Genomic DNA, 14,201 nt, shown 5'->3' with positions numbered 1-14,201 from the left:
GGATACTTCTGGTGGAAATATCCGAGGTCTTTTTTATGCGCGGCTTCCGCCTGGAACCCATTTCACATCGTTGCTGTCGTTTGCGAGCCTAGACATGATGAACAGCAAATCACTGAGACGGTTGAGATAACGTGCGGGAAGTACCGAAGTTGTCTCTGGAACTGCCTCGACTGCTGCCCATGCGGCGCGTTCCGCACGACGTGCGATGGTGCGTGCAACGTGAAGCATCGCAGCGCCTGGGGTGCCGCCTGGCAAAATAAAGGAGTTGAGTGCTTCGAGCTGCTCGTTAAATCGATCACAGTCGGCTTCGAGGGCGTCGATGTAGCTTTGCTCAATACGTAGCGGTGGGTACTTAGGGTGTTCTTGTATCGGAGTGGATAGGTCCGCGCCGGCGTCGAAAAGCTCGTTTTGGACGCGCTTTAGTACGGTAACCACGTCCTCGGGAAGCGTCGTTAATGCAAGAGCTTGGCCTATCGACGCATTCAATTCGTCGCAGTCTGCGTAGGCCGCAAGGCGTGGATCGTTTTTAGAAACTCGGGAAAAATCGGACAACGCAGTCGTGCCGTCGTCGCCAGTTCGTGTGTAGATCTTTGTCAAATGAACAGCCATACTCCAAACCTACGCGATAACTCAGTAGGGTTGGAGGGGTGAAGGAAAGATTTCTAGTTACCGGCGGTGCTCGTCTTGAAGGAACCGTCCACGTCAGCGGCGCAAAGAATAGCGTTCTTAAGCTGATGGCGGCTGCTCTTCTTGCCGAAGGCACCACGACGTTGACCAATTGCCCGAAGATCTTGGACGTTCCATACATGGTGCGCGTCCTCGAAGGGCTGGGTTGTTCCGTTGTCCACTCCGGTTCAACGGTGGAAATTACAACACCAGCCGAAATTTCCAGTAATGCCGACTTCGATGCCGTGCGACAATTCCGCGCCTCCGTGTGCGTGCTCGGTCCACTGACCTCGCGCTGTGGCAAAGCTGTGGTGGCATTGCCAGGTGGCGACGCCATTGGATCGCGCCCATTGGATATGCACCAAAGCGGCTTGGAAAAGTTGGGCGCTAAAACCCATATCGAGCACGGTGCGGTTGTCGCCCAAGCCGACCAGTTGCGTGGCGCCAATATCCACCTTGACTTTCCATCGGTGGGAGCGACCGAAAATATATTGACTGCGGCCGTACTCGCAGAAGGCACGACCGTTCTTGATAACGCTGCGCGCGAGCCAGAAATCCTCGACTTGTGCCTCATGCTTAAAGAAATGGGAGCGGATATTGAAGGCGAGGGAACCTCGACCATCACCATCCGTGGCGTAGAAAAGCTGCACCCCACCCAGCACGAAGTCATCGGCGACCGCATCGTTGCAGGTACATGGGCTTATGCCGCAGCGATGACCCAAGGTGACATCACGGTTGGCGGCATTGCGCCACGCAACCTTCACTTGGCATTGGAAAAGCTCAAGGTCGCTGGTGCTGAAGTAACAACGTACGACCATGGCTTCCGCGTACGTATGGATCGTCGCCCTCAGGCGGTTGACTACCAGACGCTGCCGTTCCCAGGATTTCCCACAGACTTGCAACCCATGGCCATTGGCATATCGACGGTTGCCGACGGCGTCTCGGTTATCACGGAAAACATCTTCGAAGCACGCTTCCGCTTTGTCGACGAACTCGTCCGCCTTGGTGCCGACGCCACTGTCGACGGTCATCATGTGGTTATGAGGGGAGTGGAGAAACTTTCATCGACACCAGTGTGGAGCTCGGACATTCGGGCCGGAGCCGGACTTGTTCTGGCGGCATTGTGCGCTGATGGCGTGACAGAAGTAAACGATGTGTTCCATATCGATCGCGGTTACCCCAACTTTGTAGAGGATCTTCAGCGCTTGGGTGCACAAATCGAACGAGTGCAGGTCTAAAAATCTCGCTGACCTGCGGGGTTGTGTCAACAGGTTGTGGTGTGTACATTTATGTGAGTCGCCGCGACCGACACCGCCCCTCACGAGGTGAGAGTAGGCGGGAGGAAAACAAGCTGGTAGACAAAAATACAAGTAATTCTTCACTGGGCATCATTGTTTTTATGGTGGTGTGTGGTGGTGTGATTGTGTTGTTTGAGAACTCAATAGTGTGCCAATGTACTTTTGATTCCCATCCTTGATTGATCGTGGGTGGGGGTTGGATTCTAAGAAAAAGATACATGCAATGATAACAGGCATGATGTGTCATACGGCCGGCAAGTGTGCCATGGCTTGTAAATAACATTTGTGGTTGTTGTGAATTGTTGTATTGGTGGTCATTGTTATTTTTTCCCCGTCAAGGGATGGTGACCATGTTTGATAGAGCAAATCATTATTTTTTTATTTTGCCAGTTGCAAGCAATTATTGTTTGACGGTTGTTGTTTGTGGTGGTTTTTAGCCAGTTGGTTGGGCTTGTTCCAGCTTGAAGGTTGGTCTTTTGACTGATTTTTTATGGAGAGTTTGATCCTGGCTCAGGACGAACGCTGGCGGCGTGCTTAACACATGCAAGTCGAACGGAAAGGCCTCAGCTTGCTGGGGTACTCGAGTGGCGAACGGGTGAGTAACACGTGGGTGATCTGCCTCGTACTTCGGGATAAGCCTGGGAAACTGGGTCTAATACTGGATAGGACCATGCTTTAGTGTGTGTGGTGGAAAGTTTTTTCGGTACGAGATGAGCCCGCGGCCTATCAGCTTGTTGGTGGGGTAATGGCCTACCAAGGCGTCGACGGGTAGCCGGCCTGAGAGGGTGGACGGCCACATTGGGACTGAGATACGGCCCAGACTCCTACGGGAGGCAGCAGTGGGGAATATTGCACAATGGGCGCAAGCCTGATGCAGCGACGCCGCGTGGGGATGACGGCCTTCGGGTTGTAAACCTCTTTCGCTAGGGACGAAGCTTTTGTGACGGTACCTAGATAAGAAGCACCGGCTAACTACGTGCCAGCAGCCGCGGTAATACGTAGGGTGCGAGCGTTGTCCGGAATTACTGGGCGTAAAGAGCTCGTAGGTGGTTTGTCGCGTCGTCTGTGAAATTCCGGGGCTTAACTTCGGGCGTGCAGGCGATACGGGCATAACTTGAGTGCTGTAGGGGAGACTGGAATTCCTGGTGTAGCGGTGGAATGCGCAGATATCAGGAGGAACACCGATGGCGAAGGCAGGTCTCTGGGCAGTAACTGACGCTGAGGAGCGAAAGCATGGGGAGCGAACAGGATTAGATACCCTGGTAGTCCATGCCGTAAACGGTGGGCGCTAGGTGTAGGGGTCTTCCACGACTTCTGTGCCGTAGCTAACGCATTAAGCGCCCCGCCTGGGGAGTACGGCCGCAAGGCTAAAACTCAAAGGAATTGACGGTACCGCACAAGCGGCGGAGCATGTGGATTAATTCGATGCAACGCGAAGAACCTTACCTGGGCTTGACATATGCAGGATCGGCGTAGAGATACGTTTTCCCTTGTGGTCTGTATACAGGTGGTGCATGGTTGTCGTCAGCTCGTGTCGTGAGATGTTGGGTTAAGTCCCGCAACGAGCGCAACCCTTGTCTTATGTTGCCAGCACGTGATGGTGGGGACTCATGAGAGACTGCCGGGGTTAACTCGGAGGAAGGTGGGGATGACGTCAAATCATCATGCCCCTTATGTCCAGGGCTTCACACATGCTACAATGGTCGGTACAACGCGCTGCGAGCCTGTGAGGGTGAGCGAATCGCTGAAAGCCGGCCTCAGTTCGGATTGGGGTCTGCAACTCGACCCCATGAAGTCGGAGTCGCTAGTAATCGCAGATCAGCAACGCTGCGGTGAATACGTTCCCGGCCTTGTACACACCGCCCGTCACGTCATGAAAGTTGGTAACACCCGAAGCCAGTGGCCTAACCTTTGTGGGAGGAGCTGTCGAAGGTGGGATCGGCGATTGGGACGAAGTCGTAACAAGGTAGCCGTACCGGAAGGTGCGGCTGGATCACCTCCTTTCTAAGGAGTTTTATTGTTGGGTGACAGTTGTTACCTGTTTTGTTTTTTTTTTATCCGGGTGGATGCGTGTGACCTGTGATGGTTTTTTTTCTGCACTGTGTGGTGTGGGGTGTCATGGTTGTTGTGTGTGTTGTGTTGTTGTGTGTTTTTTTCTTAAGGTTTGTGTGTTGGTGCGCTGTTGGGTGTCTGGGCAACGTGGTTGTTCTGGTTGATCACTCACGTGGTTTCGTGTGGTGTGGCTGGTTGTGTGCTGGTTGTGCTGTCATGGGGTCTTGTGGTTGGTGTGTTGTGTGAGAACTGTATAGTGGACGCGAGTAATCTTTATTCTTTAATTGTTCTTGGTGTTTTGTTTGTTATATTCGTGTTGTTTGTTAAGGGCACACGGTGGATGCCTTGGCATTATGAGCCGATGAAGGACGTGTAAGGCCGCGATAGGCCTCGGGGAGTTGCCAATAGAGCGTTGATCCGAGGGTGTCCGAATGGGGAAACCTGGCCATGGTTATGTGTGGTTACCCATCAGTGAATTCATAGCTGGTGTGGGGGGGTGACGCGGGAAGTGAAACATCTCAGTACCCGTAGGAGAAGAAAATAATTAATGATTCTGCTAGTAGTGGCGAACGAACGTGGATGAGGCTAAACCGTATGCGTGTGATACCTGGCAGGGGTTGCGTGTGTGGTGTTGTGGGGCGTTGTTGGAGGAGGCTGCCGGCTCCTCGCTTGTGATATGTGTGTGTTAGCGGAAGTGGTTTGGAATGGCCTGCCGTAGTGGGTGAGAGTCCCGTACGTGAAAGTGCATGCATGCGAGTGGATGATGTTCCCGAGTAGCAGCGGGCTCGTGGAATCTGCTGTGAATCTGCCGGACCACCCGGTAAGCCTAAATACTTGTGATGACCGATAGCGGATTAGTACCGTGAGGGAATGGTGAAAAGTACCCCGGGAGGAGTGAAATAGTACCTGAAACCGTGTGCTTACAATCCGTCAGAGCCTTTTTTTGTGGGGTGATGGCGTGCCTTTTGAAGAATGAGCCTGCGAGTCAGCGGCATGTCGCGAGGTTAACCCGTGTGGGGTAGTCGTAGCGAAAGCGAATCCTAATGAGGGTGTTGTTAGTGGCATGTCCTGGATTACGAAGCGGGGTGATCTACCCATGGCCAGTGTGAAGCAGCTGTAAGAGGTTGTGGAGGCGCGAACCCACTTAGGTTGAAAACTGAGGGGATGAGCTGTGGGTAGGGGTGAAAGGCCAATCAAACTCCGTGATAGCTGGTTCTCCCCGAAATGCATTTAGGTGCAGCGTTGTGTGTTTCTTGCTGGAGGTAGAGCTACTGGTTGGTTGAGCGGGACTACAATCTTAGCAATGTCAGCCAAACTCCGAATGCCGGTAATGTTAAGCATGGCAGTGAGACTGCGGGGGGATAAGCTCCGTTGGTCGAGAGGGAAACAGCCCAGATCGCCGGTTAAGGCCTAAGGGTGTACTAAGTGGAAAAGGATGTGGGATCGCGAAGACAGCCAGGAGGTTGGCTTAGAAGCAGCCATCCTTGAAAGAGTGCGTAATAGCTCACTGGTCGAGTGGTTCTGCGCCGACAATGTAGTGGGGCTCAAGTACACCGCCGAAGCCGCGGCAGTCAGCATTTTTTTGTTGGTTGGGTAGGGGAGCGTCGTGCACTGCTGTGAAGCACCTGGGTGACTTGATGTGTGGAGTGTGTGCGAGTGAGAATGCAGGCATGAGTAACGAATGAAAAGTGGAAAACTTTTCCGCCGGATGACTAAGGGTTCCTGGGTTAAGCTAATCTTCCCAGGGTGAGTCGGGACCTAAGGCGAGGCCGACAGGCGTAGTCGATGGATAACCAGTTGATATTCTGGTACCCGTGTATGTGCGCCCAGTGGTGAATCAATGGTACTAACCATCCGCTGATCTTCTGGTCATGCTTTTGTGTGGTTGGTGGTGATGTGCGTGGGATCTTCGTTGGTAGTAGCCAAGTGATGGGGTGACGCAGTGAGGTAGCTGAGCCACTTAGTGGATTGTGGTGTAAGCGTGTGGCTGTGGCATAGGTAAATCCGTGTCGCATTGTGGGTGAGGCGTGATGCGTAGACCGTTTGGTTGATGTTGGTGATCCTGTACTGTCGAGAAAAGCCTCTAGCGAGTGCATATATGGCTGCGTACCCATAACCGACACAGGTGGTCAGGTAGAGAATACTAAGGCGATCGGGTGAACTGTGGTTAAGGAACTCGGCAAATTGCCCCCGTAACTTCGGGAGAAGGGGAATATTTGCTGGTGACCGACGTGGTTGAGCTGGTGGTGGTCGCAGAGAATAGAGGGAAGCGACTGTTTATTAAAAAACAGGTCCGTGCGAAAACGTGGAAGTTGATGTATACGGACTGACGCCTGCCCGGTGCTGGAAGGTTAAGATAATATGTTAGGACTTTTTTGTGGTTCGAAGCGGAGAATTTAAGCCCCAGTAAACGGCGGTGGTAACTATAACCATCCTAAGGTAGCGAAATTCCTTGTCGGGTAAGTTCCGACCTGCACGAATGGCGTAACGACTTCCCTGCTGTCTCAACCACAGGCTGGGTGAAATTGCAGTACGAGTAAAGATGCTCGTTACGCGCGGCAGGACGAAAAGACCCCCGGGGGCCTTCACTATAGCTTGGTATTGGTGTTTGGTTCGGTTTGTGTAGGATAGGTGGGAGACTGTGAAGTGGTCACGCTAGTGGTTGTGGAGTCGAAAGTTGAAATACCACTCTGATCGGATTGGATACCTTAACCTTGGCTATGATCTGGGTTGGGGACAGTGCCTGGTGGGTAGTTTAACTGGGGCGGTTGCCTCCTAAAGTGTAACGGAGGCGCCCAAAGGTTCCCCAGCCTGGTTGGCAATCAGGTGGTGAGTGTAAGTGCACAAGGGAGCTTGACTGTGAGACTGACAGGTCGAGCAGGGACGAAAGTCGGGACTAGTGATCCGGCACCTACTTGTGGAAGTGGTGTCGCTCAACGGATAAAAGGTACCCCGGGGATAACAGGCTGATCTTCCCCAAGAGTCCATATCGACGGGATGGTTTGGCACCTCGATGTCGGCTCGTCGCATCCTGGGGCTGGAGTAGGTCCCAAGGGTTGGGCTGTTCGCCCATTAAAGCGGCACGCGAGCTGGGTTTAGAACGTCGTGAGACAGTTCGGTCTCTATCCGCCGCGCGCGTTGAAACTTGAAGAAGGCTGTCCCTAGTACGAGAGGACCGGGACGGACGTACCTCTAGTGTGCCAGTTGTCACGCCAGTGGCAGGGCTGGTTGGCTACGTACGGGAGGGATAACCGCTGAAAGCATCTAAGCGGGAAGCCTGTTTTGAGATGAGGTTTCTTTTGAGGTTCCCTCTAGACTAGGGGTTGATAGGCCAGATCTGGAAGCGTAGTAATGCGTTAAGGTGACTGGTACTAATATGACCGAGTAATAACATTGTGTGTAACGAGCAAAAATATATAGCATTATTGAGCGTGTCACCTGTTGGGTGATAGTGAAGGTATGAAAGTGTTTCTCGCGTCTGCTGTGCAGTGTCTGGCATGACACGCCTTCTTCGTGTGGGTGGTTGGTTGTGTGTGTTGGTGGTTATTGTGTCGGGGGTACGCCCGGTCCCTTTCCGAACCCGGAAGCTAAGCCCGATTGCGCTGATGGTACTGCACCTGGGAGGGTGTGGGAGAGTAGGTCGCCGCCAACCTAAAACTTAACAATAGTAAATGATGGTGTGGTAGATAACAATAGTGTGTTGTTGTCTACCACACCATTTTTTGTGCACACGTGTGCGTGTGGGGGTGGGGGGTGCGCCCCTTTTTTTTGCCCGCAGTAAGGGGTGGGTTGGTTTTTTCGTGTTCTCGTATTCGAGACTACGTAAACCCATGCTCGGGGCTGGGGTGTGGGTGGGGTGGTGTTGGGGTTTTCGTGGTCACGGATTCGTGGTGGAGATTCCAAACACACCACCAACACCAGAAACAGCCCTTGGTGTGTGTTCGGTTGATTGTTAAGTGCGGTGCTTATGCAAACACCGCACTTTTCGTGTTGAATGGACTAAGTAACGTGCCGCCCACCACTATCTTTGGTGCGGCTTTCCTAGTTTTCTGATTGGAAATGTATGACTGAAAACGGCCATTCGCTACCAGCTGCTCGCGCCGAGGGCCTTGTAAAAACCTACGGCCAAGGCGAGACCCGCGTCGTGGCCTTGGATTCTATTGATGTCGAATTTGCCGCTCATCAATTTACTGCCATTATGGGTCCGTCTGGTTCTGGTAAATCGACCCTTATGCATTGCATGGCGGGTCTGGATTCCATTTCTAGCGGTAGCACCTTTATCGGTGATACTGACCTTTCGTTGCTCAAAGACAAAGAGATGACGGCTCTTCGCCGGGATCGTCTTGGTTTTATCTTCCAGTCATTTAACCTGGTTCCTACGTTGACTGCGGCTGAGAACATTACTTTGCCACGCGATATTGCGGGTAAGTCCGTTAATAAGGAGTGGTTCGACGAGGTCACTTCTCGTTTGGGTCTTACTGAGCGTTTGAGCCACCGCCCGTCTGAGTTGTCTGGTGGTCAGCAGCAGCGTGTTGCGTGTGCACGTGCGTTGGTTGCACAGCCGGAGATCATTTTTGGTGATGAGCCAACCGGTAATCTCGATTCGAATTCTTCGGCTGAGGTGTTGTCGATTCTTCGTACTGCGGTGGATCAGGATGATCAGACAGTGGTTATCGTTACGCATGATCCACGTGCTGCGTCGTATGCCGATCGTGTGGTGTTCTTGGCTGATGGTCGGATTGTTAAGGAGCTGATGCATCCGACGGCTGAGGAGATTTTGTCCACGATGGCTACCATTGAGGAGCTTGCATAGTGGGGTCGCATGGTACATCTACTGGCTCGAAGAACGCGATGCTGCGTTTGAGCCTGCGCTCGGTGGCTGCGCATAGGGTTCGTCTTGCGCTGACCATTTTGGCGGTTGTGTTGGGCACGGCGTTTGTGTCGGGTTCGTTTATGTTTACGCAATCGCTGAGTAATACGTTTGACTCTGCGATTGATGATCAGTTGGCGAATGTGGACGTTGTGATGAGCGGCGAGAAGGCCCCTATGCCACGCGGGCTTATCGACGAACTCCGCAATGATAAAGAGCACGTTGCGGCAGTCGCCGTTCAGGCTGCTACGTCTGCAGTTCTTGCTACTGAGGACCGTAAGGCTATTCAGACGGGTGCGGCTTCCCCGACGATTGGTATTTTCTACGGTGAGGGTAGTGCTGCTACCACTCCGGAGAAGATCACCTCTGGTAAGGAACCTCATGAGGCACATGAGGTTTTGGCTCCGGAGAGCGCTTCTGAGCTTGGTATCAAAGAAGGCTCTACGTTGGTGGTCGTCGATGAGGCTGGCCAGCGTGAGGTTAAGGTCGTGGGTACGTATTCCACGGAGGCTACTACTCATCCTGGTGTGAACCTGTTGATGGAGGAGAAGGCCTTCTTGGATCGTTACCAGCCGGAGTTTATTGGCAGTATCTTTGTTAAGAAGGCGGATGGTTCTTCTGAGGATGTTGTCCAGTATCTGAAGGGCAAGTACCCAGATTTCAAGGTGGATACGGGCGCATCATTAGCAGAAGAGCTGACTAAGACCATTAAGAAGGCATTGAGCTTTGTTAATTACTTCTTGGTTGCCTTCGGCCTGATTGCTTTGTTAGTTGGAACGTTCATTATTGCTAACACCTTCTCGATGATTGTGGCGCAGCGTCTCAAGGAGTTCGCGCTCATGCGTGCGCTGGGTGTGTCTCGTAAGCAGTTGACGTGGTCTGTGGTTCTCGAGGCCGTGATTGTCGGCATCATCGGTTCAGCTGTTGGTGTTGTCGCTGGCGCTGGTCTGGTGAAGGTCATTCAGTTTGCGATGAAGCAGTTCGGTATGGAGATTCCGAATGCAGGGCTCGGACTGTCTGCCCAGTCGATTTTGGTGCCGCTGGTACTTGGTACCGTCGTCACGGTTATTAGCGCGTGGGCTCCTGCACGTCGTGCTGGTGCGGTGCGCCCAGTGGAGGCAATGCGTTCGACGGAAAGTTCGGCCGAGACATCGCTTAAGGCTCGTACCATCGCTGGCGCTGTGGTGTTCTTGATCGGTTGTGCGGCGGCTGCGCTTGGTGCTTTCAATGATGGCCCTGAGACAAAGACGCGCGCGATTCTTGTCGGCGTTGGTGCTTTGTTTGTGATCGTGGGTGTGTTCTTGGCGTCTCCTGCGATCTCCATTCCGGTCGTTGGTGGGTTGGGGCGTATCGTCGGTGCTCCGTTTAAGGCGGTGGGCAAGCTTGCGGCAACGAATTCGCGTCGTAACCCGCGTCGTACTGCGACCACTGCGTTTGCGTTGACGCTAGGTATTGCGTTGGTCACCAGTATTGGTATGTTGTCGGCAACCATGAAGTCGAGCATTAGTGGCTTGATTGACAGCGAGGTCAAGGCTGAATTCATTTTGTCGGGTCCGACGAACGGCCGGTTCCCAGTTCCTGCCGAGGCAGAAAAGAAGCTGCATGACACCAAGGGCGTTGGTGCTGTTACTGCGCTGGAGGTTGCGCCTGTTGCTATTGGTGAGGTTCCTCCGAATGCGCCGGAGCAAATGTTTGGTAGCCGCTTGATGTCGGGCAACATTAATACGGTTGTCAGCGTGGAGGAGCCACAGGGTGATTTCAACTTGGATCAGCCGAACGTGATCGTCGCAAAGCAGAGCTACTTGGATGACAAGAAACTCAAGATCGGCGATACGGTTCCGGTGATTGATTCCAACCACAATGAAATCGCTATGGCGAAAGTTGTGGGAAGTTTCAAAGAGAGCAAGGTCTTGGGCAACGTGATTTTGTCTGCTAAGACTTTGGACAACACGGGGGTACAAAAGACCACGAACTCACTGTTTGTTAACGGTGATGGTTCTTTGAAACCCGATGAGCTGAAGCAAGAGATCGAGAAGGCCGTTGAGGATTACTTGGTGGTTCGGGTTCAAACCGCTAAGGAGTTTGCGGGCGAGCAAGCGTCGGCGATCTCGCAGATGATGAACATCTTGTATGCCCTGTTGGGATTAGCAGTCATCGTTGCTGTGATCGGCATTATTAATACCTTGGCGCTGAACGTGATTGAGCGACGTCAAGAGATCGGTATGTTGCGTGCCGTGGGTACGCAGCGTGGTCAAATCCGTACGATGATCTCTATTGAGTCGGTTCAGATTGCCCTCTATGGTGCCGTGATGGGCATCGTCGTGGGCTTGGGTCTAGGCTGGTCGTTCCTCAAGGTTTTGTCTAGCCAAGGGCTTGATAACGTCAGCGTTCCGTGGTCGCAGATGGTCTGGCTCCTTGTGGGCTCTGCTGTCGTGGGCGTGATTGCTGCAGTGTGGCCGGCACGCCGTGCTGCTAAGACACCACCGCTGGACGCGATCGCTGATTAGATCTGAAATCCACACCATACGGCCACCATTCCACCGAGGATGGTGGCCGTTGCGTATCCCAACAGCATTTTCCAGCGTCGCTGCCGTATGAGCGTGCCGAGTTCCTTGGCAAGCGTGGACCAGGTGGACAATGCTCCAGCGAAACCGGTGCCCACGGCTGCCATAACGAGGGGGGAAGCATCTCTTACCGCAGCTAGGACTACGCATGCGGCCATGTTGGCGATGAAGGTTCCAACATAAGGGCCGGTCTTGGATAACAGGAAGCGCAGCATGCCGCCGAGGGCTGCCGAAAGAAACAGGGCGGGGATCATGCTGCGAATCTATCGCCGAGTAGCCATGCCGCGACGCAGCCGACGACTGTCACCGCAGCGTAGAGGTAGTGTCCGTCGAACATTACGAGGGCGAAGGCCGAGAAGCTGGTGAACCCGCCGAGGAACCCCGTTCCCCAGAACACGTTGGGTCGAAGCCATCCCATGAGGAAGGATCCGAGAAGGTTGATGCCTAGCAGCGCGAGGGGGGCGTCGATAAGCATGCTGAGCTGATAGCGAGAGATTGCTCCTAAACCGGCACCGAGTCCTGCTAAAACGCACTGCATGGGCTGTGATTTTACTACGATGGTAGGCGTTAAGACTTTCGACTATGCGTTGCAGGAGCAGCTTCATGGCACACGAACGAGCAGGTCAACTTGCGCAACCCCAGGACCTCATTGATATAGCTGAGGTGGTTACCGCCTATTACACGCGGACACCAGACGCCGATAACCCAGATCAACAGGTAGCTTTTGGTACCTCGGGCCACCGCGGTTCTTCGCTGGACACAGCTTTCAATGAGAATCACATTCTTGCCATCACCCAAGCGATCGTGGAATACCGTGCGCAGCACCACATTAGCGGTCCGATCTTTATTGGTCGCGACACGCATGCGCTGAGCGAGCCGGCAATGATTTCTGCCCTTGAGGTGCTGTTGGCCCATGGCGTCGAGGTGCTTGTCGACGACCGCGGCCGCTACACCCCAACGCCAGCTGTCTCTCACGCGATCTTGGCGTACAACGCACAGCGCAGCGACTCGTCACAGTATTCCGATGGTATCGTGATTACTCCTTCGCACAATCCGCCTCGTGATGGTGGTTTTAAGTACAATCCACCCAATGGCGGACCTGCTGATACCGATGCCACTGACTGGATTGCGGATCGCGCCAACACGCTGCTGCGCGAAGGCTTGGTATCGGTGAAGCGCACCTCGGTTGCGGGTGTGCTCGACCCACGCGCACATCGTCACAACTATATGGAGAACTACATCGCGGATCTTCCCAATGTGGTGGACATCGACGCAATTCGTGGTTCCGGCCTAGCAATTGGCGCTGATCCCATGGGCGGTGCTTCGGTGGACTACTGGGGCGCGATTGCTGAGAAGCATTCACTTAACTTGACCGTGGTCAATCCGCTTGTCGACGCCACCTGGCGGTTTATGACCCTTGACACCGATGGCAAGATCCGCATGGACTGCTCGTCGCCGGACTCGATGGCCTCGCTGATGCATAACCGCACGAAGTATGACATCGCCACGGGTAACGACGCCGACGCTGATCGCCATGGCATTGTCACACCTGATGCTGGATTGATGAACCCTAACCACTATCTTGCTGTGGCCATCGACTACTTGTTCTCGCACCGCCCGCAGTGGAACACCTCAACGGCTGTGGGCAAGACCTTGGTGAGTTCTTCGATGATCGACCGCGTGGTCGCCGACCTTGGCCGCAAGTTGGTGGAGGTGCCTGTGGGCTTTAAGTGGTTCGTCCCGGGGCTTGTCGACGGCTCCGTGGGGTTCGGTGGCGAGGAATCCGCTGGCGCGTCCTTCCTTCGACACAATGGCACCGTGTGGTCGACTGACAAAGACGGCATTATCCTAGATCTGCTTGCCTCGGAAATCACTGCAGTGACCGGAAAGACGCCGTCGCAACGCTACGAAGAACTTGCCGCTCGTTTCGGTTCCCCTGTCTACGCACGTACCGATGCGCCAGCTACCCGTGAGCAAAAGGCAGTACTCAAGAAGCTCTCGCCCGAGCAGGTAACCGTCACTGAGCTGGCCGGTGAGGCGATCACTGCGAAGCTCACCGCTGCTCCTGGCAATGGCGCTGCTATCGGCGGATTGAAGGTGACCACCGAAAACGCGTGGTTTGCGGCACGTCCATCCGGCACGGAAGACAAGTACAAGATCTATGCCGAGTCCTTCCTAGGGGCGGACCACCTCGCGATGGTACAGCGCGAGGCGCAGAATCTCGTTTCTGACGTTTTGTGATTAGACTGACCAAGGTGACTGGAACTTCAAAGAAGCGAGTGTCTTTACACCTTGTGCTTGACTGCATAAGCGCATTCGCGCGGTTTTTCATGGCATATATTTGGCTTGCGGCCGGTATATCCAAAATCAACAACCGCATGGAAACAGCCCAATCGATCAAGGCCTATGAAATTTTCACAGATGCTTGGTCGAACGGGCTGGCGAGCGTCATCGGCCCCCTAGAAATCGCTGGTGGTGTGCTGCTCCTGTTCGGTATTTTCTTACGCAAGGCAAGCTGGATCTCGGTCACGGTCCTTGTTTTGTTCATTGCTGGTATCGCACAGGCATGGGCACGCAACCTTGGTATCGACTGTGGATGCTTCGGCCCGCAGGGGCTAGGGGAAAACACCGCGCGTGACTACGCGTTGATTATTCTTCGTGACATTTTCTTTATTGCGCTGTCGTTGTGGACTGTCTATCGTCCATTTAAGAAATTTGCGCTCTACGCATAATTGTTCTGTAGCATGAGCT

At 53.7% G+C, this 14,201-nt stretch carries 8 protein-coding genes and 3 rRNA genes; 8 read left to right on the top strand and 3 right to left on the bottom strand.

All coding sequences use genetic code 11. The features are described from left to right. Positions 1 to 33 precede the first annotated feature (33 nt). Positions 34 to 609 carry a cob(I)yrinic acid a,c-diamide adenosyltransferase gene (locus CIP100161_RS09545; protein ID WP_155873918.1) on the bottom strand — a complete coding sequence of 192 codons (576 nt, stop codon included), beginning with the start codon at positions 607 to 609 and terminating at the stop codon, positions 34 to 36. 38 nt (positions 610 to 647) lie between these two features. On the opposite strand from CIP100161_RS09545, the gene murA reads away from it, so the two are divergent. From murA to CIP100161_RS09515, 6 genes are all read left to right on the top strand, one after another. Next, positions 648 to 1,904 (top strand): UDP-N-acetylglucosamine 1-carboxyvinyltransferase, encoded by a 1,257-nt coding sequence (gene murA / locus CIP100161_RS09540; RefSeq protein WP_155873916.1) that lies wholly within the window; start codon positions 648 to 650, stop codon positions 1,902 to 1,904. 547 nt (positions 1,905 to 2,451) lie between these two features. Further along, a 16S ribosomal RNA gene (locus CIP100161_RS09535) occupies positions 2,452 to 3,968 on the top strand. A 361-nt stretch (positions 3,969 to 4,329) separates the two neighbouring features. Further along, positions 4,330 to 7,412: ribosomal RNA gene (locus CIP100161_RS09530) — 23S ribosomal RNA — on the top strand. A gap of 139 nt (positions 7,413 to 7,551) precedes the next feature. Further along, positions 7,552 to 7,668: ribosomal RNA gene (gene rrf, locus CIP100161_RS09525) — 5S ribosomal RNA — on the top strand. Together the 16S, 23S and 5S rRNA genes form the textbook arrangement of a ribosomal RNA operon. A gap of 411 nt (positions 7,669 to 8,079) precedes the next feature. Then, the gene (locus CIP100161_RS09520) at positions 8,080 to 8,829 is read left to right on the top strand and encodes an ABC transporter ATP-binding protein (RefSeq protein WP_155873914.1); all 750 of its coding nucleotides are present in this window, start codon (positions 8,080 to 8,082) and stop codon (positions 8,827 to 8,829) included. After that, the gene (locus CIP100161_RS09515; protein WP_155873912.1) at positions 8,829 to 11,393 is read left to right on the top strand and encodes an ABC transporter permease; all 2,565 of its coding nucleotides are present in this window, start codon (positions 8,829 to 8,831) and stop codon (positions 11,391 to 11,393) included. The genes CIP100161_RS09520 and CIP100161_RS09515 overlap by 1 nt, the downstream gene beginning before the upstream one ends. On the opposite strand, the gene CIP100161_RS09510 is transcribed toward CIP100161_RS09515, so the two are convergent. Then, positions 11,390 to 11,704: a fluoride efflux transporter FluC gene (locus tag CIP100161_RS09510; RefSeq protein ID WP_155873910.1), complete on the bottom strand. Its 315-nt coding sequence runs from the start codon at positions 11,702 to 11,704 to the stop codon at positions 11,390 to 11,392. The two genes, CIP100161_RS09515 and CIP100161_RS09510, sit on opposite strands and share 4 nt — an antisense overlap. Continuing rightward, positions 11,701 to 11,988, bottom strand: coding sequence for a fluoride efflux transporter family protein (locus CIP100161_RS09505; RefSeq protein WP_155873908.1), 288 nt, complete (start codon positions 11,986 to 11,988; stop codon positions 11,701 to 11,703). Before CIP100161_RS09505 ends, CIP100161_RS09510 begins: the two co-directional genes overlap by 4 nt. Before the next feature lie 65 nt (positions 11,989 to 12,053). On the opposite strand from CIP100161_RS09505, the gene pgm reads away from it, so the two are divergent. Beyond that, positions 12,054 to 13,691, top strand: coding sequence for a phosphoglucomutase (alpha-D-glucose-1,6-bisphosphate-dependent) (pgm, locus tag CIP100161_RS09500; protein ID WP_155873906.1), 1,638 nt, complete (start codon positions 12,054 to 12,056; stop codon positions 13,689 to 13,691). Positions 13,692 to 13,729: 38 nt separating this feature from the next. After that, positions 13,730 to 14,182, top strand: coding sequence for a MauE/DoxX family redox-associated membrane protein (locus CIP100161_RS09495; RefSeq protein WP_155874575.1), 453 nt, complete (start codon positions 13,730 to 13,732; stop codon positions 14,180 to 14,182). Positions 14,183 to 14,201 lie beyond the last annotated feature (19 nt).

Origin of the sequence: Corynebacterium rouxii, assembly GCF_902702935.1 — a bacterium.
Taxonomy (GTDB): Bacteria; Actinomycetota; Actinomycetes; order Mycobacteriales; family Mycobacteriaceae; genus Corynebacterium; species Corynebacterium rouxii.
Note: the sequence above shows the minus strand (reverse complement) of the source record. Positions and strands in the feature narration are given on the sequence as shown.

Excerpts from the sequence above, each read along its gene's own strand:
- pgm (WP_155873906.1), top strand. The coding sequence starts at position 12,054 with ATGGCACACGAACGAGCAGGTCAACTTGCGCAACCCCAGGACCTCATT.
- CIP100161_RS09510 (WP_155873910.1), bottom strand. The coding sequence starts at position 11,704 with ATGATCCCCGCCCTGTTTCTTTCGGCAGCCCTCGGCGGCATGCTGCGC.
- CIP100161_RS09520 (WP_155873914.1), top strand. The coding sequence starts at position 8,080 with ATGACTGAAAACGGCCATTCGCTACCAGCTGCTCGCGCCGAGGGCCTT.
- CIP100161_RS09505 (WP_155873908.1), bottom strand. The coding sequence starts at position 11,988 with ATGCAGTGCGTTTTAGCAGGACTCGGTGCCGGTTTAGGAGCAATCTCT.
- CIP100161_RS09545 (WP_155873918.1), bottom strand. The coding sequence starts at position 609 with ATGGCTGTTCATTTGACAAAGATCTACACACGAACTGGCGACGACGGC.